Raw genomic sequence first — 23,501 nt, 5'->3', positions numbered from 1 at the left:
GTATATGCTATGCCCATTCCTGCCAAACTCACTAAAGGAAACCTGCCAACCAAAATCTGCCTTACCTGCGGCCGGCCTTTCGAGTACCGCAAGAAGTGGCGCAACTCTTGGGACGAGGTGAAGTACTGCGGCGAGAAGTGCCAGCGCAACAAGCCCAAAGCGGGTACTACTGCATAAACGGTAAAGAAAAGCTGCTTTTGGCCTCTCACGCCAATTTATTGACGTGCGCTGTAGCTTCAGGAGCACCCATAGCTGATATTGCAGTTACGAGTAGGCGGCCAAACGCTTACTTCCTTTGGCTATGGATTTATTTGTTGTTGGTGATGTACACGGGTGCTACCACACCTTTTTGGAGCTGCTGCAACACTGGCGGCCCAAAAAAGAACGCCTGATTCAGCTCGGCGACCTAATGGACCGCGGCAACTTCGCGCCCGAATGCGTAGCCTTGGCGATGGAACTCAGCGAAAAGTATCCCGAGCAAGCGGTATTTCTGAAAGGCAACCACGAAGCCGGCATGCTGGACTTCTACAGCCCCGATGACATTCCGACCTCTTGGCCGGAATGGGGCGGCTCCTTAACCATCGACCAGTACGACGCGCAACCCGATTTGCTGGCGCCGCACTTAGCCTGGATCAAGCAACGGCCGTTGTTTTGGGAAAACGACCATGTTTTCGCCAGCCACGCCGGCATCTCGGATACCCTCGACCCCTTCGACGAAGAAAGCTCCGACAGCGTGCTCTGGTACCGGGGGCCACTCCGCAACATCGGCAAATTGCAAGTCATTGGCCATACCCCCATCCTCGACTACGCGCCAACAATTGATAAGGAGTCCAACTCCCTGAACATAGATACCGGCGCTGTGTACGGCCACTTGCTCACCGGTGCCCGCATTTCTGCGGCTGGCAAACTCCGCAAGCTTATTTCGGTGCCCACCCATCGGGAGGATAGTTTGCGGATAAGGCAAGAGAAGTAGCACTGGCGTTCTATCTTACAGCAAAAACGACTTACTCATACTAATGAACAGAAGGCTTTTCCTGCGGAACGGTTCTTTGGCCGGTTTTGCACTTACTACGTTGGGCACCACCGCCTGCACCACCGAGGCCAATACCAAGCCCGCAGCCGGTACGGCCGGCGAGGCAGCAGCAACTCCTGATTCGTTCGAGCTCAACGAAGCTACCATCACCGGGCTGCAAGAGAAAATGGCCAACGGTCAGCACACGGCCCGTTCCCTCACCGAACTGTACCTGAAGCGCATCGACGCCCTCGACAAAGCGGGCCCGAAACTCAACTCCGTTATCGAGGTCAACCCCGATGCGCTGACCATTGCCGACGAACTCGATAAAGAGCGCAAAGCCGGCAAAGTGCGCGGTCCGCTGCACGGTATTCCGGTGCTCATCAAAGACAACATCGACACCGGCGACAAGCAGCAAACCACGGCGGGCTCCTTGGCGTTGGCTGGCCACAAGGCTGCGCAAGATGCCTTTATCGTGAAGCAACTGCGGGCTGCGGGCGCGGTGTTGCTCGGCAAAACCAACCTAAGCGAATGGGCCAACTTCCGCTCGACTCGCTCTACTAGCGGCTGGAGCAGCCGCGGCGGTCAAACCAAGAACCCGTACATCCTCGACCGTACACCCAGCGGGTCCAGCGCCGGCTCGGGCACTGCGGTATCGGCCAACTTGTGCGCCGTGGCCATCGGCACCGAAACGGATGGCTCTATTGTGTCGCCGTCGTCGTGCTGCGGGCTGGTGGGCATCAAGCCGACCGTGGGGCTGCTGAGCCGGAGCGGTATCATCCCAATTTCCGCCACGCAAGACACTGCCGGCCCCATGGCCCGCAACGTCCGCGACGCGGCCATTCTGCTCGGCGCCCTGGCTGGCCAAGACCCCACCGATGCCGTGACCAAGGAAAACACCGGCAAGATTCAGCCCGACTACACCAAGTTTTTGGACGCCAATGGGCTCAAAGGCAAGCGAATCGGGATTGAAAAGCGGCATCTGGAAGGTGCTTCCGGCGCTATACCGCTGTTCAAGCAGGCCGTGGAGCTACTCAAAGCCCAAGGTGCCACGGTGGTAGAAGTGGAGGTAGACAAGCCCTGCGACGCCCTCGGCGAAGCCGAATACGACGTGCTGCTCTACGAGTTCAAAGACGGCGTAAACAAGTATCTGGCCACGGCCAACACGCCCGTCAAAACGCTGGCCGACGTCATTGCCTTCAACACCCAGAACAAACCGAAGGCTATGCCCTTCTTTCAGCAGGAAATCTTGGAAGCCTCGCAAAAGCTGGAAGACCTGAACAGCCCCAAGTACCAAGCGGCCCTGCGCAAGTCGCACCTCGGTGCCCGGCAGATTCTGGATGCCGCCATCAGTTCCAACAAGCTCGACGCCATTGTGGGCATCACCACCGGCCCGGCCCGCGTTATCGACTTAATCAACGGGGATGCGGGCGGCGGACCTGGTTCGTCGTCGCCGGCGGCTATGGCGGGCTACCCGCACATCACCGTCCCGATGGGTGCCGTTAATGGGCTGCCCGTGGGCTTGTCGTTTGTGAGTGGTGCGTACACCGAGGGCCCGCTGCTGACTGTGGCGTATGCCTACGAGCAAGCTTCGAAAAAACGAATTGCGCCTCAGTTTCAGCCACCGTTTGTGGGGTAAAGAACCTGCCATCAGAAAGCCTCCCGAACTTAATTCGGGAGGCTTTTTTGTATCTCGCACCAGTAATTCCTAATTACTTTCCACCCGAGCAGTGCAAAAGATGAAAACAACAGAACTGGCTATTGTCGGACTTGGGGGAGTTGGCGGGTATTTCGGATTTAAGCTGGCGCAGTTTTATGCTCCTGATCCTGCCGTCAACATCACCTTCGTAGCCCGCGGCGCCACCTACAACGCCGTGAAAGAACACGGATTGACGCTGCTTTCGCCCGAGCATCCCAACAGCGTAACCCATCCGACAAAGTTGCTGGAAACCGTTGCAGAGCTAGCAGATGCCGATGTAATAGTTATCTGCGTGAAAGAATACGACTTGGAGAAGGTGTGCACCGAGCTAAAGCCAAAGCTGCACGACAACGTAGTGCTGCTGCCGCTCATGAACGGCGTGGACATCTACGACCGAATCCGGCGCAATATCCCGACGGCTATTGTGCTGCCCGCCTGCGTGTACGTCGCCTCGCACATCAAAGAAAAGGGTGTGGTAGAGCACAAAGGCAACCCGGGTAGAATCATTGTCGGCCAAGATCCGCAGCGGCCAGCCTATCAGCCGCAGGATTTGGTTAACCTCCTGGCTGATGCTGGCATTGCCATCGAGTATCAGCCGGATGCCTTTCCCGCTATCTGGACGAAATTCTTCTTTATCGCCAGCTTCGGGCTGGTATCGGCGCGCTACAACAAGTCGATTGGGCAGGTGGAGGAAGAGCCCGCCCTACATGAGCGGGCCCACGCCATCATGCAGGAAATACAAGCTATTGCCCACGAAAAAGGCATTGCGCTGCCCACCGACATCATCAACCAAACCTTCCAGAAGGCTCGGTCTTTCCCGTATCATACGCCCACTTCCCTGCAACTGGACGTCAATTCCAGCAAGGTCCATACCGAACTGGAGCTATTCGCCGGCGCCATCCTGACCTATGGCGAAGCTCTCGATGTTGAGGTCAAGGAAACCCGTAAGATTTACGAGGAAATAAAAGAAAGCCAACTGCAAAAGATCAGCAGCTAAACACCCCAAAAAAGAAGCAGCGCGAAACCTAAGTTTCGCGCTGCTTTTGGTTGCATTCGTGCTTGAGTAGCGTACTCTATTTATCGTCTTCCGACGACTCGTGTGGGGCCAAAAGCATTGGTTGATCTAACAGCAGTTAGTCAACAAATTTTAGCTGAAGTGCCTCACTAACTTGTTCGGCCGGAATGGCAAAGCCAATGCCCTCGATGCCACGACCCACGAGCTTAGCATTGACAATGCCTACTAGTTGGCCCGAGCGTGCAACCAAGGCGCCACCGCTGTTGCCACCATTAATGCTCACATCCGTTTGCAAGAAGGCGTGACCTTCAATTTTGCGGCGTCCGCTGATGATTCCCTTCGTGATACTCTGGCCTAGTTCTTTATCGGCTGGTGTCCCAATGGCAAACACATCGGCCCCTAAATCCGTGCTGGCGGCGCTTGGTAGTTGGAAAGCTGACAGCCCATCAACATCCACTTTCACCAATGCCAAGTCCATGTTAGCATTTACCCGGACCACTTTGCCTTTGGCTTCAATGCCGTCTGCCATATGAATTTTCACTGTTTCTTCATCACCCACAACGTGTGCGTTGGTAATGAGGTACCCATCAGAGGAAATAACACAACCACTACCGTGTCCGTCAGTAGTTTCAACTGTTACCACGCAACGTGCGGCGGCGCTAACGCCGTTGTCACCTACCGGCTTGAGAGGAGCGGCCCGGCGCATTGCAATTGGTGCTAGTTTTTCTTCCTCAGCCAAGTTGCTGTTAGTACTAGTGCTGGCGGTTACCCCGGTTGGCTTCGCGAGAGCGGCGGTAACTTCTTTGTTGGATAGAAACGTGTAGAGGGAATTTTCGAAAGCGTCTTCGAAAGCGGCGCTGCCGCCTTTTTCAAACTTGATGCTTGAACCACTCGCTTTATGCTCAAGCACAGTCTGACGGTTTTGATTAACCAATTTCCAAGTTACTTCTACCGTGCAGTGGGTTTCGAAGCGAGCCCGAGATTCATATTCGTGCGTAGCATGAATGTCGTACTTAATGTCTCGCATCTCGCCTTGCAGGGTGTAGCGCGAATTAACACCAGTTGTGAATACGCTTTTGCCTTCGGTAGTCGGTACGCTATAACCTAAATCTTTCAACGTGCTATTCACGTTGCTCTTCAAATGCTCGGCATCGACATCGAGTGATTTACCGAAATAGAGAATCTCTGTGGGATTTTTGCGAATGATAAAATTCCCCATCTTGTCGCCGCCTTTTATGCGCACATTTACCGGCCCACATTGCACCGTTTGGCTGCCCGCAACAGCCTTCGGCAAGCGCATCATATCCGGCTTTATTTCACTTTTGTTGAGCTGCATTGCAGAACCAGTAGCACGGTCGACAATAAAACCGCCAATTCCAGCTATCCAGCCATAGCCTATCACTGGGCTTACCTGCCCTTCGACGCTGGAAGCTCCAATACCGTAAAATGTACCCGCAACCGGCAACCAGTTTAAATAGACTAAAGCATTCTTTTTGTCTGGATATACAACTTCAGAGTAGTCCTTATAGCCATCGTGCTTGATCTTAATTTCAGAGCTCTTCTTGCGCCGTACCTTGATCTTAACATCAGAGCTACCCGCAATCGGTTTGGCTTTTACTTCTTTATCGTTGATGTAAATAGTGCTACCGGCAGGTTGCCCTACTACCTTCACAGTCTGCGAAGGAGTCGCAATAATAGTGGCGCATCCTTGTAACAAGGTGGAACTGAGAAGCACACTGTAGACAACTGGAGTAAAGAGTTTCTTCATATTAGAAGGAGAGAAAAATATGACAATAGAACTTTGTTAGATCAGATAACTTCTCTCAAAACTAATGATAAAATCATAGAATGGCATATTGAATCAAAGGCAATTAATTCCTTGTTTCTATAGAAATTGTTAAATAGTGAATAAAGTAAAGCTTGCTGAGTGTAAGATCAAGCGTCATTGGTTTAGTACTGAATACAACTAATTTTAATGAGTATGTCATTGGTTTGCAGTGATATGTGTTGTACTGTTGATTTTGATGGCATTTAGTTGCATCACTTAAGGCATAATTTTATTTATGTGTCTAATTGAAATAATACAAAATTTAAAATTAGTGATTGGTGTTTCAATGGGAAAGAACTAGCATTTTAGTTATAAAGAATTTATGGTGAGTTTTTGCCGGCGCCATAGGACGCATTGTGTTTTTGAAAGTTGCGTTACAAGGGGTATAATAAACAAAAAAGCTCCTTGAAACTGAAGTTTCAAGGAGCTTTACAGAGGTTCTCAAGCTGTTTACTTATCGTCTTCCGACGACTCATGTGGGGCTTTGCTGGTCGAGGAAGAAGCGCTGGCGGAACCGCCTTGGTCGCCGGCTTCATCGTCTAGGTTTAGTTCGTAGCCGCCGGTGCCGTACGTGGGCTTGCCGCTGCTTTGGCCAACTACGCCGGCATCTTGCTTGCCTTGCGCGGCATTGGTTGCACGTTCGTCAAGCGGTTGGTCGGTATCGGCGGGTGCTTTGGTGGTTGCCATGGTTGGGAACAGTTAAAGTGAGAAACTCTTCCTTGTACGACAACGGCACGCATAAAGCCGAACCAGTTGCCAGATGCTAGTCGCCAGGCTCTTGATACAGACAATTCAGAACCGGTAACTGGCTCTTTATTCGGCCCGCAGTTCCAGTACGTGGCTGGTAAGGGCGGGTGCGTTGCCGGGCGACACCAGAATGCCCGCTTTCATAAGGAAGTCGCCGGAGTAGGTTTGGTTGTTGGCGGCCAACTGAGAATTGCTGCCGGGCATTAGGTTGATTTCCGTGATGCGGTAGCGCCGGGCAGGGTCGAGGCCTTGGAGCTTTAGGGGCAGCACCGCTTCGTTGTAGCGCGTGTGCAGGTTATAGGCGAACAGCACCGCCTGCTGTTGGGTGGGGTCCACATAGACCAGAGCCGCCTGGTTGCCGTCGTAGGGCGAACGGAGCCGGAACAAGTCGCCCTGCCAGATAACCGGGCTCAGGCGCTTATAGTCCTTGATGGCTTGCTGGCTGAACGCCAGTTCCTCAGGCTGCAGCTTATCCACCTCGATGTCATAGCCAAGCTTGCCCATCATAGCTACATCGGTGCGGAACTTGATGGACTGCTGTCGGTTCCAGTTGGTGACGTGGTTGGACACTGTTAGCGACGGGAAGAAGTTGGAGTAGCCCCACTGAATAAAGATGCGCTCGAAAGCGTCGGTGTTGTCGCTGGCCCAAAACTCGGTGAAGTACTTCAAGCCACCGTAATCGGTGCGGCCGCCGCCACCCGAGCACAGCATCATGGGCACGTGCGGATACTTCTGGCGCACCCGGTCCAGCACCTTGTACAAGCCTCGAACATAATCGACAAAGACATGGCTCTGGTTTTTGCCTAGGTAGGGCGAGTACGTGTTGGTCATCATGCGGTTGCAGTCCCACTTCACGTACGCCACGCCCTTAGACAGCTCCTCATCTACCACGTTGAACACGAAGTCCTGCACTTTGGGGTTGGTCACGTCGAGCACGAGTTGGTTGCGGCTCAGGTGTTCGGGGCGGTTGGGCAGCTTCAAAATCCAGTCGGGGTGCTTTTCGTACAGCTCGCTCTTGGGGTTCACCATTTCGGGCTCCAGCCAGATACCGAACTTCACGTTTTCTTTTTGCGCGGTTTGCACTAAGTGCCCCACGCCGCTCGGGAGCTTGGTTTTGTTGGCCTGCCAGTCGCCAAGCCCGGCTTGGTCATTGTTGCGGGGATATTTGTTGCCGAACCAACCATCATCGAGCAGAAACAAATCCACGCCGAGCTTGCTGGCCCCACCAATCAGGTTGTCGAGCTTGGCTTCGTTGAAATCAAAAAAGGTGGCTTCCCAGTTGTTGAGTAGTGTTAGGCGGGGCTGCGTGCCATCGAGCACGCTGTATTGCCGCGCCCACCGGTGCAGGTTGCGGCTGGCCTGGCCCTTGCCTTGGTTGGTATAGGTGAACACAAACTCGGGCGTGACAAAGGACTGGCCAGCCGGCAGCGTGTACTCCGAGGCGTACGGGTTGATGCCCGCTGAAATACGCAAGGCATTCTGCTGATCCAGCTCGAAGGCAAAGCGGAAGTTGCCGGTCCAGCTGAGGGTGCCGGCTATAAGTTCGCCGGTAACTTCGTCGGCGGGCTTGTTGAGGGCCAAGAAGAAAGTAGGCGTCTGAAACTGGTTGGCCCGCGTGCCGAGCTTGCTGTCGATAACCTTCACGCCGCTCGTAAGCTGGCTTTCCTGCATGCGTACCTCTTCGGCCCAGTCGCCGTGAAACTGCGTGAGCCAGTAGTTGCCGGCATCGAAGTGCAGCATAGTGGAGGCGTAGTTGGTGAGTAGTACTGGCCGCTTCTCTTGGTGCCGGATTTCGGTCCACGTCTTGATGACATCTTCCTTGAAATACGCCGTAAAATGCAGCGCCACTTCCACCGGGTACTGCGGGTCCTTCAGCCGGATGGTGGTAGTTACGTTGTCGCCCACTTTGTTGGCTTCCACCCCCACGAACGCCAGACTAAGGGACGGGTTGCCATCGGGGTGCACCACCCGAATAGCCGGCTCAAACAAATTGTCGGTGCCAGCGGGGGCGTAGGCTTCGTGGTTGTTTGGCAGGGTTTTGTAGTCCTGCTGATTGGCAAGCTTGGCACCTATATAAGTTTGATAGAGCTTTTTATTGTCGCCCACCGCGAAGACCAGGCTCGTATGGCTGGTTTCGATAACAATGGGAGCGGAAACTGATTGCGCCGCGGCCTTGGTCAGGCCAAGCGGCAGAAACAGCAAGCACAGGAGAAGTTTGCGCATAAGGGGAGAGTAGCTTAAGAATAATAAAGCTGGCCGCTGCACGTAACGGCCAAGGTTTGCATGAGCCGCAAGTTGCTGGTTTCACTGCATTTGTCAGTGAAAAATATCTGTAGAATGCGGTGCTCGGTAGTCGCTGCCAGCAGCCATCAGACCTTAGAATTCAGGAACTGCTTGTAATGCTGGTAAGCTCCGCGTTTGAAATAGACTCTATAACCACTTCAAATGCAGTTCGACGCCCTGTTTCCTTATGGAGCCGGCTTTGTTTGCTTAGTGGAGCTACGCTACGATGAGTGGCAACCTGTGCGGCACCTACTTTCGGCCACTCTGTTATGCGTGCAATTCTTAAGCGTGTAGCGGGCGTCCGGCCTAACGTCACTCGATGTGTATTACGGCACGTATTGCTCCGTGATACTTGTAACCCGGCCTTGGGTGGTTTCTACAATGAAAGGCGCGTAGCGGAACAAGCTTTTGCCTTTGTCGAGTAGTTGGGCCGGCGTAACGCTGTACTGACGCAAGTCGTCGGATGTATCCCAGAGGGTGATGGTAGCTTGCTCGCTCAGCGGAAAAGTACGGGGCGCAGCTATATCGTTGACGATGTAGTGGTCGTCGAACACCGAATAGATGGAGTCGCCGTTTACCACTTCCACTTGGGCGTCGCCCTTGCGCCGAGCTGCTGCCACTGCGGCCTTGCCAGTCAGAAACTGGATGTAATCCAGCGTCACGTAGAAGCGGCCCTTGCTCATATAGAAGCGTCGGATGTAGGCGTGGTTGCGGCCGGTTGCGCCTACGCGTTCCGTTGTAGATACCTCGCTCTTCACCGCGGCGGGCACCACTTCCTCCTGCTTCCGCCCCGCCGATTCGCGTTCGGAGCTACAAGCGGCTAGCGCCAGCAAGGCGAAAAGTGGAAGGAGAGGCTTCATGCCGAAGTGTACGGCAGGCGCGAAAGGTAGTTAGCCAACGCATGCTGGCTGGACTTCAACAACCTCCGTTGCCCTTGGGCTACCGCCGATTCTTTTTGTATAGGGTGCTCGTGTTGTTGGTAGAAGCCTGGAATACCTCGTCTTGATACAGCGACTCACGCCTGTGCTTCCACAGGATGCCCTGGAAAGTACCTAGGCTGATGGGGCTATCGAGTAACTGCCAGCGGCTGTTGTTGGGGAGATGGGTGGTCACCAAAAACTTAGGTTCAGCAAACAGATAGCGCAGGTCCAAGCGCTTAACGTACCGGTCAGTTTGGTCTACGGTGCCGCCGCTTCCCCACGTGGCATCTACCAGCAGCCATTGCTTATTAATGTATACCGCGTTCCAAGAGTGCATACCCTCGCCGAAACGATTTGCGGCGGTGCCTGCTACCGTTTGGCACGCTATTCCTGCATACGCGGCCATGGTGGCGTACAAGCGCGCATAACCCGAGCAGATGGTTTTCTGCCGTCTCATGATGCTATCAATGGAAACTGCCGCAGGCGTGATATACGCCTGTTTTTCAAGCTCACAGTCGTAGCTAATGTGGTCGGCTATCCAGTAAAAGATGATTTCGGCCCGTTCCCGCTCGGAAGTAGTGCCCTGCTTAAGATAGGCTACCAGGTTGCGGACGTTGGTAGTTGGTGGGGCCTGTTGAGCGTGCTGATAAAGGCGCGTATTCAGCGTATCAGTGCCAGTGGCTGAAGCCGCCGCAGGCAGCAGTAAAAGCAGCCAGGCAAACAAGGTTTTCATCGGTACGCTGCTGGAGTTGCAGGTGGAATAGAAGGAAATAGTTATTCGGGTGTAAGCAAGCGTATCCTAGAAGTGTTACTTAATTCACCAGTAAGGGCTACGCGGTTTTGCCAATCTCTTTTCTCAATGGATCGAACGTTGTCTACATCCTTGAACTGAGCTAAATAGCGTAAGAGCAGGATTAGTTCGTTGTCGTGCAATTGCCCGTGGTATTCCCTTGGATAGATGGCGTTGCCATAGTTGCGCTTGGCCTTTGAAGGTGTGTCATCCACTATCAGCACCCTATCCAAATCGTAGCCGCGCCGCCGAAGTTTCTTAAGCACCTTGACGTAGTCGTAGTGATTGTAGTAGCCGGTGTATCCCGAGTCTTCGAAAGCGGCATTCTTGAAATCGAAGCAGTAAGTGCAGCGGCTCCGGCCCCAAACAAAGTCGAGGGGGATGGACGCCGGGATAATGCGTTTGGTCACTTCCGCCACGTAATCGTCGGAAGCCGACGACCAGATGGCCAGCCTGAAATGCTGGCTGCACCCAACTAGAAACTCTGCTAGATAAGGCCGTATATAAATATGATAATCGAATAAGGTAAAATCAGCTGGTCGGTCTAATTCCTTGCTTGAAGCGTGAATCAGGGTTTCATCTAGGTCGAGGATAAGAAGTAGTTTGTCTTTAGTATCCATTCAGTTCATAGCAATTGCGCTTTCATAATTCGTTCTTTCGGAAGAATAGTCCCCCGTTAGTTATGCTTTTTTACTAGGTAGAGATGATGGGATTTTTTACCAGAGCATTATGTTCTAGTCTTCAGCATGAAGCAAATAAAGCTCTGCTTAAACCTCGTACCTTTGCAGCTTCATAGCAAAGTAGGATGATTTCGATTAGCGACCTAGACTTTCATTTTGGCTCCCGTACGCTCTACGACAAAGCCAACCTCCACATAAAGCCCAAGGATAAAATTGGCCTCATCGGGCTCAATGGCCGGGGCAAATCCACGCTGCTGCGCATTCTGGTGGGCGAGTACAAGCCCGACGGGGGAAGCATCTCCATGAGCAAGGATGTCAGCCTTGGTTTCCTGAACCAGGACCTGCTTTCCTACGACTCGCACGAGCCCATCTTGGTGGTGGCCATGCAGGCCTTTGCCGAGGCCCTGGAGCTCCAAAAGAAGATAGATCAGGTGCTGGTGGAGTTTGAAACCAACTACACCGACGACCTAGTAGAAAAGCTGGCCGACCTGCAAGAGCGGTTCGAGGCTTTGGGGGGCTACACCATGCAGGCCCGTGCCGAAGAGATTTTGGAAGGTCTCGGCTTTACCACCGAGGAGCTGCAGAAGCCGCTGAAGCAGTTCTCGGGAGGCTGGCGCATGCGCGTGATGTTGGCCAAGATTCTGCTCCAGCAACCCTCGCTGCTGCTGCTCGACGAACCAACCAACCACTTGGACTTACCGTCTATCAAGTGGATAGAAAACTACCTGGCCGGCTACGAAGGCGCTGTTATCATCGTGAGCCACGACCGGGAGTTCCTAGACCGGACCACCAACACCACCGTGGAAGTGACGGGCGGCAAGCTGGTGCCGTATGCCGGCAACTACTCGTATTACCTAGAAGAGAAAGAGGAACGCAACGCTATTCAGAAGGGCGCTTTCGAAAACCAGCAAGCCCAAATTCGGCAGGCGGAGCGCTTTATCGAGCGGTTTAAGGCCAAGGCCAGCAAAGCCAAGCAGGCCCAAAGCCGCGTGAAAGCGCTGGATAAGCTGGAGCGCATCGAAGACGTAGCCGGCGACGATGCCCGCGTGAACATCAAGTTCAACTTCACCGTGACGCCCGGCCGCCACATCCTGCGCATGGAGCACGTGGGCAAGAAGTACGGCGAAAAGCTGATCTTCCGCGACACCCACGTGCACATCGAGCGGGGCGACAAAATTGCCCTCATTGGGGCCAACGGCAAAGGCAAATCCACGCTGATGCGTTTGGTAGCGGGCCAGGAAGCGCCTACCAACGGCAACCACCAGTTGGGCCACAACGTCATCATGTCGTTTTATGCGCAGCACCAGTTGGAAAGCCTGCGCATCGAGAACGAGATTTTGCAGGAGATGATAGAGGCTGGCTCGCGGCGCACCGAAATGGAGCTGCGGTCGGTGCTCGGTTCGTTCCTGTTCACGGGTGAGGAAGTGTACAAGAAAATCAAGGTGCTCAGCGGGGGCGAGAAAAGCCGCGTGGCCTTGGCCAAAACTCTGATTTCGGAAGCCAACTTCCTGCTGCTCGACGAACCGACCAACCACTTGGACATGCAGTCGGTGAACATTCTGATTCAGGCACTGGACCAGTACGAAGGCACCTACATCGTCATCAGCCACGACCGGTTCTTTGTGGAGAATGTGGCCAACAAAATCTGGTACATCGAAGACTATCAGCTGAAAGAGTACCCCGGCACCTACGCCGAGTACGAGCAGTGGCAGGAAGACCGGGAGAAGACGGCCAAGAAAGCTGGTCTGCCCTCACCTTCGGCTCCTAAGCCGCTACCGAAGGAGGAAAAGAAAGTGGAAGCCGCACCGGCCAAAACGCCTTCGCCCGACCAAAAAAAAGCCTTGAAAGAGCTGGCTGAAGTGGAAAAGAAAATTGATGAGCGGGAAAAAGAACTGGCGATTTACGAAAAGCAGCTCGCCGACCCGCAGATTTACCAAAACACCGCTCAGCTAAAAGATGCCACCGTCAAGTTTGAGCAGGTGAAAAAAGAACTGGCTCAACTCAACGACCGTTGGGAAACACTGGCAGAGATGTAGACAGTCGTTTTGCCTAGTAATAAGCCCCGCCCGAAGCACGTAGCTTCGGGCGGGGCTTTTATTTTTTCAATGCTTAGCATCTTGCTATAGTACCATTCTGTGCTGCATGGCTTAAGTTTATACATGCATAACTATAGTTCCAGGTGTAGGGCCAATGTTCGTCAGCTGCTATTGCAAAAAGCTGATGTTGTAAGCCGTTATTTCTTATCTGGATGGATTGACTAATGCCACACTATATGCGCCTGTTCAGGGGTGTGGCGGAACGGGTACGTTGGCTTTAACGTCGACATTGTGGTAAACAATTATTTTCCAGGCTCCTGCCTGCTTTTGAAAGACTTGGAGAAGTCGAGTATGTAAGCGGCCTCTGTCGTCAATGTTAATTCCTTTTGGTAACGCGTCTCTTCTAAGCCCTGTAATCCAAGTAAGCGTTTCCACAAGGGCTACATCAGCGGCAAGGAAGCGAAAGGAAACAACTTCTTGATTCAAAACAGTTTTGGAAAACATGCCTTTGAAAATCTCGGCATGCCGGTCTAAGAATCCCTGATGGCCGGTGAAAAACATACCGCGAATATTTGTGAATGTCCCATTATCAGCGAAATGCTTTGAGTAAGTTAGCGCATCACTGTTGTTCCAGGATGTTACCTCTTCTTGCAGAATCTTTTGAATCGCCGTTGAGTCTGCATTATGCTGCGCAACCGTTGGTATTGAAAAAAGCATCGACAGGGTTGCACCCGAGATAATCATGAGATGTTTCAAGGCCATGGCTATTGAAGTTGTGGATGTATGTTACCAATTACTTCCGGTTCGAGGCTTTGCGACGAGTAGTAGATTTAAGCAAAAAGCTTCCGTTTATTATCAAATATAAAATTTCAAGTTTGCACTTTATACCACATGCTGCAAATCCTGTGTTAGGTTCCTTTCTTTATTAATTTCAGGAATTCAATCTTGTCGCCATTAAATACGTTGAGGTCAACATATCCATCTATACCTTCTATGTGCCCTCTGTTAGCAAATTGCCAAAAAACCCAGCTTCTTCTATCAGGTAGCTCAGGCCTAGTAGATATGTCGCGTATCCATATAGGGTAATCTGTGAAGCGGTTTTGTAAATATTTCTCGTAAAACTCTATTGTTACATAAAAAATAGGTGTTTGACCGTAGTATTCTTTTACTATGTCAGTATAATCCTGAACTTCCTGAATTATTATTTCATCAGTCTTATCAGTTTGGCAATTCCCGCCGAATTCTAAATCAATCACTGGTGGAAGATTCCCGTCATTCCTTGGGACGGTTGAAATAAAATTGTCCGCTTGTTCGGTTCCAGTCTTGCAAAGCCTATAAAAATGATATGCGCCAACTGCAAGTCCTGCGTTTTTAGCATTCACCCAATTTATTTGAAATTTAGGGTCTTTATAATCTCCGCCTTCTGTTGCTTTTATAAATACAAATGAAATTTTTTCATTCGTTAATTTATCCCAATTAATATCGCCTTGATGGTGAGAAATGTCAATACCCTGAACGGGAAACTCCTTATAAGAAGGATAATTGAGCCTTAGTAGTCCTTTGTAGAACATAACTATTACTGACATTATTGTCAGTACCCCAAGGGTCACTATTATCCAAAGCTTTTTGTTCATTTTGTATTAAATGGTGGCCAACATATGGAGTGCTGAAACTTGACATGGGTGCAAGCTTCGGCAAACTACGCTATGTGCGCAACAAGCCTTCGGGAAGCACACCAAGTTAAGTATGCTTCCCGAAGGCTTGGTTTATAGCTTCAGTGTATCAAGTGACGAAGCGGAGCTGGTATTCAGCGCCACATACGTATAGATTTCGGGAGTTCTGCTCTTGTTGCGGCTAGTAAACACTAAACGATGCGAACATGAGTGCCCACTTCAAGCAAAAGTGTGGTAGGAGGGAAGCGGCATCGGAAGAATAACTAGGATGCTGTTGCTAATGGATTGTGCGTCAGCAACTACAACCAAGTAGGAGCTTGTTGTTAGGTTAATACGCTACCTCCCGCGTGTCATTTAATGCCTTGATGAAGGCAATAATAGCCTGCTGCTCGGCCGTACTTAGGCCTAGCTTGTCTTCGGCTAGGGTTTGATTGGGTATGTTCAGGCCCATGCCCGCGCCGCCGCCTTTGTTATAGAAATCCAGCACCTGCTCCAAGGTTTGGTACACGCCGTTGTGCATGTAGGGAGCGGTGAGGGCAGCGTTGCGGACGGTAGGAGTTTTGAAAGCGTGCTTCTGGTGGGCAATGCCGTAGAGCAGGAATTTACCTTGGTCTGCGTCTAGTGTAGGGTGCAAGGTGTCGGCGGTGGCCGGTACGCCTAGAATTTCGCTTTCGGTTTTGTCGTAAAGAGGCGGGACCGTGCCACTGAATAAGGGCATGTAGTGGCAGGTGCCGCATTGCGCTTTGCCCATGAACAGGTTGAAGCCCAAAACCTCCTGGGAGTTGAGCACAGCGGTGTCGCCGCGCAGGTACTGGTCGAAGCGGCTGTTGAGGCGGACCAGAGAGCGGACATAGGTAGCCACGGCGCGTCGGATGTTGTGCTCTGTGACAGGTTGCTTCTCGTTGATGAAGGCCTTGGCAAACAGCTTGGCGTAACTGCCTTTCTTGCGTAGTAGCGCAGGCGCTTCACTTAGTTGGCCGCCCATTTCGGCTTTGTTGGACACTACAGCGTGTACTTGGTCTTCCAGGTAATGCACCCGGCTGTCGTAGAACTGGTCGGGTTGCAGGGCAGCATTGAGCAAGGTAGGGGTGTTGCGCTCCAGGCCGGCGTCAGCCAGCAACGAACTATTCACCTTCAACCCGTCGGTGTAGGCCCGGCCCGGAATGTGGCAGCTGGCGCACGAGCGTCCTGCCTTACCCGACAGTACAGGCTCTTTGAAAAGAGCTTCTCCCAAGGCCAGCACCGCCGGCGTAGGCGCTGCAGCATTGGCAGGCGCGAAAAAGGATGCGTCGAAGGCATCGGCCACAAAGTAGCCAGCGGCATCGACCCGCACCGCACGTTTGGCTGCAACAAACGGAATGTGTAGTTGCAGTTGCACTTGCCGCAGCGTAGCCAGGGCCGGGTTGAAGAAGCGCACCAAGAACCGGGCCCGGTTGAAGCTGTTGAAGTCTTGGTTGGGGGCGGCTACGGCGGCTGCGCAGCGCTCTAATTGCGTGGTGAGAGCCTGCGGCACGTCAAACGAAGCCAGCACTTCCCGGCTGGCTTTCAGCGTAACCGCTGCTTCCGGCAACGACGCATGGGCAGCCGGCGAGTCAAACCCCGATATGCCTTTGGCCGCCAAACGGTACAAATTGAGCCGCACGGCGTCGAATACTTCAGCGTCGGAGAAGGCTAGGTAGGGTGCTTGCTGCTCCAAATGGCGTATCTGATAGAGCACGTTGTCTAGTTCCTGATGAATCAGGTCCCGGTTTGCTCGAGAATCGGGTGCGGCGTACACGTATTCTTCCAGCACCTGAAAGCCGGTGGGCGGAATGACTTCGCCAGGCTCACCAGGCTCGGTTTCGGGCAGGGCCGCGCCGTTGACGCGCGAGGCTGCGTGCGGGTAGTAGTATTCCACCGCAAACTCCAACTGCTTGTATTCTGCCCGGCACGCAGCAAACTGAGTTCGGAGGGCAGTGGTATCGGCTTGGTAAGTGACTTCCTGGAAGCGGGTGAGGGCAGAATGAAGTTGGTGGAGGTGGTTGTTATAGTAATCCTTTACTTGCTCAACCGGCGTTTTGCGCAGGGCCGCAAACGAGAACAGCAGCACCGCCAACCCGAGCAGCAGCGGCCGGCCGACCGCTTGAAAACGAGAAAGGAGGCTGTTCATTGAAAATAGAATTTCGTGTCGGGCAAGGCAGCTTCCGCTTGGCGGCGGGCTTCCGGCGTGAAGGCGTTCTGCTTTACAATAACCGTTTTGAGTTTCTTCAATTTCGCTAGCGAGCTGGGTAGCGCCGTCAGTTGGTTGTCGTTGGCAATCAGCATTTCCAAATTACTCAGCTTGCCGATACTCTTGGGCAGGCTCTTAAGCTGGTTGCCCGACAGGATAAGAATCTTCAGGTCTGCGCAGTCGCCGATGCTGGCCGGCAGTTGTTCCAGTTGATTGTTGCTAACGTTCAGTTCCTGGAGCTTGCGCAGCGCACCAAGTTGCGCGGGTAGGCTTTGCAGCTTGTTGTCGTTGAGGTACACGTAGCGCAGTTCGCGCAGGTTGCTCATAGTATTCGGCAAGAAAAGCAATTGGTTGTGCGAGGTGTCGAAGTACTGCAGCTGCGTTAGGTTGCCGAGCTGCTCCGGCAACGACGCGAAGTTGTTCCAGGCACAAACCAAATAGCGCATGCTGTCCAGGTCGCCAATGCTGGGCGGAAGTTCAGTGAGCGAGTTCTGGTCGATTTGCAGTTGACCTAGCCGGTGCAGCTTACCGATGCCGGCTGGCAGATCCAGCAGGCTGTTCTTGTTCAGAAACAGCACCCGCAGGCTATCCAGTTGCCCAAGTTCTTCGGGTAGGTGGCGCAGATGGTTTTCGTGGGCGTAGAGACGCCGCAGCCGCGGCAACTGCGCCAAGGAAGGCGGCAGTAGTTCCAGATTCTGCCCCCGCAGGTTCAGCTCCTGGATACAGCTTGGCCGGTTGAGCGCATCAGTAAGCGTAAAGGACGCCGACGTAGCGCACGGCGCAGATTGGGCCAAACAAGTGTTGCCCTGCAAAGCCTGCAGGGCAACACCAAGAATAGTTAGTAGGATGATTTGGCCTGGCCTCACTGCTTGATAAAAGGACGAGTGGTAGAGGTAGTAGCAGTTTTGATAACCAAGTTGTAGTGCCCGCTGCGCAGCTTACCAACTGGCACGTTGATGCTGTTTTCGCCCTGGTTCAGTACCGTCGACTGCTCCCAAACGCGGGCGCCCACCGTGTTGAACACTTGCAGCGTAGCCGCTTCTTTCCGGGCGTTGGTCAACTGAATGCTTAGCTCCGTGCCCACTGGGTTTGGATACACATCGGCTTTCGATACTTCTTTCTTGCTTTTGGTGGCCAAAGGAGCCCCCAACGTGCCTTTGCGGGCAATAACGATGGCTGTCGACTTATTGAATACCACCGACTGACCCGCGGCATCAATTGTGGCGAGGGTATTGGCCGGGTCGGGCGACTGGATAGATATAAACATGAACTTTTCGTCGGGCGACAAGGTCATGCCGGTTGGTTCGCAGCCAGCGGGCGTTACGGCGAACAGCTCCACGGCTGGGTTTTCCTGCGTGTGGCATGGGCGCACCAACCATACGTGGTTGCGGCCACCATCTTGCAGAATATACAAGTTGCCCTGCGAGTCGAAGGTGAGGTTGTCGTTGCCAGTGCCCCACGCTTCGGACATAGTGCCCGTACCGTAGTTGATGGTGTAAGCCCGGTTGGTGACGCCTGGCGAGTTGCCTACAAATACTTCGAACTTGCTGATGGTAGTGCCCGTCGCGCCCGAGTCGGTGAAACGGTACGTGGTGCCCGGACCCTTGGCGGTGAAATAGATTTGGCCGGTGAGAGGGCTGATATCAACGTCTTCTACGCCGTTGAAGCTCGTGGCGCCCAAGGCCAGTGCGGCGGGCGTGGTGTTGTTGCACTCAGCGGGCGTACTGTTAGGAACCGGAATCCAGGTGCCGGTGGTAGCCGTGGCAATAGGGCCGTCGAGTTTCAGTACGTACAGCGTGCCATCGGTCAGCTGACCGGGCGTGTTGGCTACGTACTTGTATACGAAGCTGTTATTGGCGCCATCATCGGCTCCTTCGTACACCGTGCGGCGGTCGGGAGCTACTACTACGTTTTCGTGCTTCATCCGGCCCATGCGCCAGAGCTTATCGGGCTTGCCGTCACCATTCTGGTCGCGCACGGCGTGGGTAGCAGGGTCAAGCTCCACCGTCCAACCGAAGTCGAAGTAGCCGTCACCGTTGCTATCCGTAACCTGACCGGCGGCCGTAGGCGTGTTTTCTTCGCAGGTGATGATGGTGTTCCAGGGCGTAACGCCGCCCGAGCAGTTGTTGTAGGTGCCTACTACGGGCCCGAAGTTCACCGGATTTTTAGCGGCTACCTTCCACACCCGGCTGGCAGGATTGAAGTTCAGATTCAACATACTCACGCCCGAGGTGGCCGTCGACGAACCTTCGTGGTTGATAGACAAGTAGCCGTTGGTGCTGCTGGCGTCGATGGGCACGTAGCCCGTGAAGTCGAAAGCTTCCTTCACGTTACCGTCAGCGGACGTAGAGTACTGCTCGCCGCCTTGCACCAGCATCTGGAAGGTGTGCGTCGAAGGAATGCGCAAATCCTGCGGCTGGGTGGAGGGCATCACCGACGTGAAATTGCTGATGTAGTCGTTGGGCAGGGTAGGGCAGGTGCTTTGCGCTAGTGCTTGACCACCGCCAAACAAGGCAGCAAGAAGAAGGGTAGGAGTCTGTTTCATAGGATTTGTAGGCTGTGGAATTAGGTCGCAATTTCAAAACGTACTATTTCGTCTGGTTTACGTCTACATTACCTCTATGTGAACACATGATTAGTGAGCACTATGCCGCTTTAGTAAGCAACTGCGTTACTACCTTGTCTCGTTCATGTAGGCAGCCATAAACTGAAAGTTCGCGCTACATTCGCCTTTATGCCCCGTTACTCTTACCTCGTTTCCCTGCTGTTTTTTGCCGCGGCCTGCGTGCCGCTCGGTACGCCCATCACCGACCCCAATGCCGCCCGCCGGCCCGCCGGTTCCGCGCAGCCCGCTCCGGAGTACTATGCCGACCGGACCCTGCGCTACCAAGATTACACCTACGACCCCAACGTGCGGACCGTGCAGTGCTATGTAGCTTCCGGCAGCACCAACGAAATCTTCACGCCGCCCGTGGTGCCCATCACGCAGGAACAGCCTATTCTCTTGGAGTTTGATATAGTGGGCGAGCAAAGCCAGCGCCTTACTGCCAAGCTCGTGCACTGCGACGTGGACTGGAAGCCGTCTAACCTGACGGATATGCAATTCTTGAGTGAAATTAACGAGTTTCTCTTTACCAACTACCGCACCTCCGTCAATACCAAAGTGCCGTACTTCCACTACCGCCTGCAAGTGCCGCGGGTGAAGCTGTCTGGCAACTACTTGCTGGTAGTGCAAGGCCCCGGCAACACGCCGCTGCTCAGCCGGCGGCTGCTCGTCTACGAAAACGGCGTGCAGATAGCTTTGAAGCAAGGCATTCCGGTGGCTGGCACCGAGCGCTACACCTTGCAGCAACTCGACTTCGGCATCCGCTACAATACACAGCTGGTAAACCCGGCGCAGGAAGTAAAGGTGGTGCTGCGGCAGAATTTTCGGTGGGACAATGCTAAATATGGTCTGCGCCCCACCTTCGTGCGCGACGCCGAACGTCAACTCGACTACCAGTATTTCAACTTCGAAAACGCCTTTCCGGCCTTAGGTGAGTTCCGCTTTTTCGATTTGCGTACGTTCCGTTCCCTCGGCATCGGCGTGGCGCAGATTGATGCCAACGCTTCGCCCCGCACCGCGCTGCTTCAACTCGATGCGTCCCGCGCTGGCCAGGCCTACTCCCAATTCGACGACATCAACGGCCAGCGCGTAATTGAGAGCCGCGAATACGGCAACGGTGCCACCAATGCCGACTACCTCAATGTCACGTTTCAGTTGAAAGCAGAGCAGCCGGCCGCTGGCCCTGTTTATGTGCTCGGCGCCCTCACCGACTGGCAGTTCAAAGACGAGTTCAAACTCACCTATAATCCCGACACGCAGCTGTATACCGGGCAGGCACTGCTCAAGCAAGGTTACTACAACTACATCTACGCCACCCAAACGCCGCAAGGGCCCAACAGTGCCGTCTGGGAAGGAAGCCACCAGGAAACGGAAAACCAATACGACCTGCTCGTGTACTACCGCCCGCCCGGAACCCGCGCCGATTTGCTGATTGGCTATCAGGCCCTAGACGTAAACCGGCGGCCGTAACAGGTGCCGCCAAGCAGCACGTTGTAGGTCGTTGCCACTACCACCCTATAAGCTGGCACGACAATGGGTATACAGTGGAAGCCATCAATCGGGCCACGTAACCTTTGCCTAGCTGAGGTTCGTTGCAGGCCTATCTATTTCTCGCTCTACTCTCCCCGCATATGCAACCCACTCTCACTCCTGTTCTGCGTACCGGCCTCACCTTGGCGCTTCTGCTGCCACTGGCTGGATCACGCTTAGCTGCCACCGAATCCGCAGTTCTACCCGCCCCGCCACCAGTGCAGGGTGCCCAGCCCGACCCGCAGGTTATTGCCCAATTTGGCCTGCTCAACAATAATAGCCTTCAGAGCTACATCGACAACAAAGGCATGCAGATGGGCCGAATTTCCGACCGTCCCGCCGATGTGAAGGGCTTCACTATTGTCGATTCGCCCATCATCAACGCCTTTGCCACCCCCGACGGCCACGTGTATTTCACCCGGGGTATTATGGCGCATTTCAACAACGAGGCGCAGTTCAGCGGTGTACTCGGGCACGAAATCGGGCACATTACGGCCCGTCACGGCCGAAAGCAGCAAACCCGCTCCACTATCGCCAACGGAGCCATTTTGCTAGGCTCAATTTTTTCGCGCCGAATTGCTTCCATTGCCGAACCAGCCACGCAGGTAGTGGGCTTAGGCTTGCTCAAATACGGCCGCGACGACGAGAATGAATCCGACCAGCTAGGCGTGAAATACTCCAGTAAAATTGGCTACGACCCGGCCTCCATGGCCGACTTCTTCCTGACGTTGCAGCGCACTGAGCAAAGCAGCGGCGCCGCCACAGTGCCGACTTTCCTGTCATCGCACCCTAACTCCGCCGACCGCTACCAGAACGTGAAAAGGCTGGCCCAGCAGGCCGAGCAGCAAGCCGGCCGCCAACTGGCTACCAACCGCGACCAGTACCTGCGCATGATTGAAGGCTTGCCCTACGGCGACAATCCGCGCGAGGGTTACGTAGAAAACAGCGTGTTCTATCACCCCGACCTCAAGTTTCAGTTCCCGGTGCCGCAAGGCTGGAAGTCGCAGAACTCGCCCAGCCAGTTTCAGATGGCCGAGCCCAACGGCAAAGCTGTTATGATTTTGCTGCCCGCTGGCAATAAGTCGCTCGACGAAACGGCCCAGGCCTTGGCTCAGCAATTGAAACTACAGAACGCCCAAGCCAGCCGCACCACCATCAACAACTTCCCCGCCATTGCCATTCAAGGCGACCAAGTAGGGCAGGACCAGCAGACCGGCCAGCAAGGCATTACGGCTAGCAGCCTATCGTATGTTATTCAGGACGGCCAGACGCTTTACGCCCTCGTGGGTCTCTGTGGTCCCGGTACTCTTAATAGCTACGGCGATACCTTCCAGAGCGTAGCCAAAGGTTTCCGCCGCCTCACCGACGCCAACAAGCTCAACCGCCAGCCCGAGAAAGTCCGCATCAAAACCGCCAAAGCCGGCCAGACGCTAGCTCAAGCCTTAGCCTCCAATGGCATTGCTTCCAAGCGCTACGAAGAAATGGCTATCCTCAACGGTATGAAAACCACGGATAAGCTGACTGCCGGGATGTTGTATAAGGTGGTGGGGAAGTAGATATAAGGCTAACAGAAGACTTGCTACGGCAAGTCTTCTACGCTTCTTTATGACCAGTTATTCAACCAGAATAATCTTCTTTGCGCGCACTATTCGATAATATCCTGGATGGAATTGGTTGACGGTGATTGTACCTGCTAAGTGTATAGGATCTATGTCTTGTCTTGTGTCTACTGACATATCATCTTCTCGCTCGAGAGTGAGTTCAACAGCCGATAAATACTGTCTAGCTTGATAGCCTCTCACGTAGAACGAATCAGCAGAGCAAGGCCAGGATGCATTCAATAGGGCGAATTCAAGTTGTTTTGGAGATACATGACGTGCTAGGTGTGAGTTTACTGCTTGAACATTCTTCCCAAGTGTGAGTGTGTCGTTGATACTACATGGTATAAAGTAGTCAAAGCTCGTACAGTTTCGAGCGTTGTCTAAAACCAGAAAGCCTGTCTCCTGTACTATAACAGGCTTTCGTTTGCAACTTCCTAGCAGAGTAGCTACTGTGAAAAGCCAAAATATTGCTCTCATTGATATTGAAATAAAAAACGCTCTGATCGAACAACGACCAGAGCGTTTATATTATATACACGCTATTGAAGAAACTGCCGTGTTAGGCCTTCTTCAGAAACTCGGTTTTCAGTACCATCGTGCTACCACCAGCGCGGCCTTCGATTTCGGCGGGGCTGTTGGTGAGGCGGATGTTCTTCACCATCGTGCCGCGTTTGAGCGTGAGCGACGACCCTTTTACTTTCAGGTCTTTGATGAGCGTCACTGAGTCGCCTTCGGCGAGTTGGTTGCCGTTGCTGTCTTTTACTTCCATGAGGAGCATGACTTAAGGATGGCGCAAAGTTGCGTCTTACCCGTCATCCTGAGCTTGCGAAGGACCTTGCCACGCCCAAACGGTAGTTGTTCACGTGTAATAAG

At 53.5% G+C, this 23,501-nt stretch carries 19 protein-coding genes; 7 read left to right on the top strand and 12 right to left on the bottom strand.

Annotated features, from left to right (window positions below; genetic code table 11):
- Nucleotides 1–9: 9 nt before the first annotated feature.
- The 4 genes from P1X16_RS12715 to P1X16_RS12700 all read left to right on the top strand — a co-directional run bounded on the left by P1X16_RS12715 (nt 10) and on the right by P1X16_RS12700 (nt 3,708).
- Entirely contained in the window at nt 10–177 is a 168-nt protein-coding gene (locus P1X16_RS12715) for a DUF2256 domain-containing protein (RefSeq protein WP_277229262.1), read from the top strand.
- Nucleotides 178–301: 124 nt separating this feature from the next.
- Entirely contained in the window at nt 302–973 is a 672-nt protein-coding gene (locus P1X16_RS12710) for a metallophosphoesterase family protein (RefSeq protein WP_277229261.1), read from the top strand.
- A 43-nt stretch (nt 974–1,016) separates the two neighbouring features.
- Entirely contained in the window at nt 1,017–2,651 is a 1,635-nt protein-coding gene (locus tag P1X16_RS12705; RefSeq protein ID WP_277229260.1) for an amidase, read from the top strand.
- 100 nt (nt 2,652–2,751) lie between these two features.
- A complete protein-coding gene (locus P1X16_RS12700; RefSeq protein ID WP_277229259.1) occupies nt 2,752–3,708 on the top strand; it encodes a 2-dehydropantoate 2-reductase in 957 nt (318 codons plus the stop codon).
- Nucleotides 3,709–3,844: 136 nt separating this feature from the next.
- Here P1X16_RS12700 and P1X16_RS12695 read toward each other — a convergent pair whose 3' ends face one another.
- The 6 genes from P1X16_RS12695 to P1X16_RS12670 all read right to left on the bottom strand — a co-directional run bounded on the left by P1X16_RS12695 (nt 3,845) and on the right by P1X16_RS12670 (nt 10,914).
- Nucleotides 3,845–5,494: a trypsin-like peptidase domain-containing protein gene (locus P1X16_RS12695; protein ID WP_277229258.1), complete on the bottom strand. Its 1,650-nt coding sequence runs from the start codon at nt 5,492–5,494 to the stop codon at nt 3,845–3,847.
- Between the two features lie 510 nt (nt 5,495–6,004).
- Complete coding sequence (locus tag P1X16_RS12690) at nt 6,005–6,241, bottom strand: hypothetical protein (RefSeq protein WP_277229257.1); 237 nt, start codon at nt 6,239–6,241, stop codon at nt 6,005–6,007.
- Between the two features lie 126 nt (nt 6,242–6,367).
- Nucleotides 6,368–8,524 carry an alpha-galactosidase gene (locus tag P1X16_RS12685; protein WP_277229256.1) on the bottom strand — a complete coding sequence of 719 codons (2,157 nt, stop codon included), beginning with the start codon at nt 8,522–8,524 and terminating at the stop codon, nt 6,368–6,370.
- Nucleotides 8,525–8,910: 386 nt separating this feature from the next.
- The gene (locus tag P1X16_RS12680; RefSeq protein WP_277229255.1) at nt 8,911–9,444 is read right to left on the bottom strand and encodes a hypothetical protein; all 534 of its coding nucleotides are present in this window, start codon (nt 9,442–9,444) and stop codon (nt 8,911–8,913) included.
- Between the two features lie 79 nt (nt 9,445–9,523).
- Nucleotides 9,524–10,237, bottom strand: a complete 714-nt coding sequence (locus P1X16_RS12675) for a transglutaminase domain-containing protein (RefSeq protein WP_277229254.1) — start codon at nt 10,235–10,237, stop codon at nt 9,524–9,526.
- A 41-nt stretch (nt 10,238–10,278) separates the two neighbouring features.
- Nucleotides 10,279–10,914 carry an HAD family hydrolase gene (locus tag P1X16_RS12670; protein WP_277229253.1) on the bottom strand — a complete coding sequence of 212 codons (636 nt, stop codon included), beginning with the start codon at nt 10,912–10,914 and terminating at the stop codon, nt 10,279–10,281.
- 185 nt (nt 10,915–11,099) lie between these two features.
- Between P1X16_RS12670 and P1X16_RS12665 the strand changes: the two genes are divergently transcribed.
- Nucleotides 11,100–13,010, top strand: a complete 1,911-nt coding sequence (locus P1X16_RS12665; protein ID WP_277229252.1) for an ABC-F family ATP-binding cassette domain-containing protein — start codon at nt 11,100–11,102, stop codon at nt 13,008–13,010.
- Between the two features lie 246 nt (nt 13,011–13,256).
- On the opposite strand, the gene P1X16_RS12660 is transcribed toward P1X16_RS12665, so the two are convergent.
- The 5 genes from P1X16_RS12660 to P1X16_RS12640 all read right to left on the bottom strand — a co-directional run bounded on the left by P1X16_RS12660 (nt 13,257) and on the right by P1X16_RS12640 (nt 19,437).
- Nucleotides 13,257–13,772: an SgcJ/EcaC family oxidoreductase gene (locus P1X16_RS12660; protein WP_277229251.1), complete on the bottom strand. Its 516-nt coding sequence runs from the start codon at nt 13,770–13,772 to the stop codon at nt 13,257–13,259.
- 146 nt (nt 13,773–13,918) lie between these two features.
- The gene (locus P1X16_RS12655) at nt 13,919–14,644 is read right to left on the bottom strand and encodes a GH25 family lysozyme (protein ID WP_277229250.1); all 726 of its coding nucleotides are present in this window, start codon (nt 14,642–14,644) and stop codon (nt 13,919–13,921) included.
- Nucleotides 14,645–15,011: 367 nt separating this feature from the next.
- Complete coding sequence (locus tag P1X16_RS12650; RefSeq protein WP_277229249.1) at nt 15,012–16,832, bottom strand: cytochrome c peroxidase; 1,821 nt, start codon at nt 16,830–16,832, stop codon at nt 15,012–15,014.
- Nucleotides 16,829–17,686, bottom strand: coding sequence for a leucine-rich repeat domain-containing protein (locus tag P1X16_RS12645; RefSeq protein ID WP_277229248.1), 858 nt, complete (start codon nt 17,684–17,686; stop codon nt 16,829–16,831). The genes P1X16_RS12650 and P1X16_RS12645 overlap by 4 nt, the downstream gene beginning before the upstream one ends.
- Before the next feature lie 68 nt (nt 17,687–17,754).
- A complete protein-coding gene (locus P1X16_RS12640) occupies nt 17,755–19,437 on the bottom strand; it encodes an alkaline phosphatase PhoX (RefSeq protein ID WP_277229247.1) in 1,683 nt (560 codons plus the stop codon).
- Nucleotides 19,438–19,626: 189 nt separating this feature from the next.
- Here P1X16_RS12640 and P1X16_RS12635 point away from each other — a divergent pair, with 189 nt between their 5' ends.
- On the top strand, nt 19,627–20,967 hold the full coding sequence (locus tag P1X16_RS12635; protein WP_277229246.1) for a DUF5103 domain-containing protein: 1,341 nt from the start codon (nt 19,627–19,629) through the stop codon (nt 20,965–20,967).
- Nucleotides 20,968–21,128: 161 nt separating this feature from the next.
- On the top strand, nt 21,129–22,583 hold the full coding sequence (locus P1X16_RS12630) for a M48 family metalloprotease (RefSeq protein ID WP_277229245.1): 1,455 nt from the start codon (nt 21,129–21,131) through the stop codon (nt 22,581–22,583).
- A 604-nt stretch (nt 22,584–23,187) separates the two neighbouring features.
- Here the strand turns inward: P1X16_RS12630 and P1X16_RS12625 are convergent.
- Nucleotides 23,188–23,397: a zinc ribbon domain-containing protein YjdM gene (locus P1X16_RS12625; protein WP_277229560.1), complete on the bottom strand. Its 210-nt coding sequence runs from the start codon at nt 23,395–23,397 to the stop codon at nt 23,188–23,190.
- Between the last annotated feature and the right edge of the window lie 104 nt (nt 23,398–23,501).

This window comes from Hymenobacter sp. YC55, from assembly GCF_029433095.1.
Classification (GTDB): Bacteria; Bacteroidota; Bacteroidia; order Cytophagales; family Hymenobacteraceae; genus Hymenobacter.
This window is presented reverse-complemented; position numbering and strand designations above follow the sequence as displayed.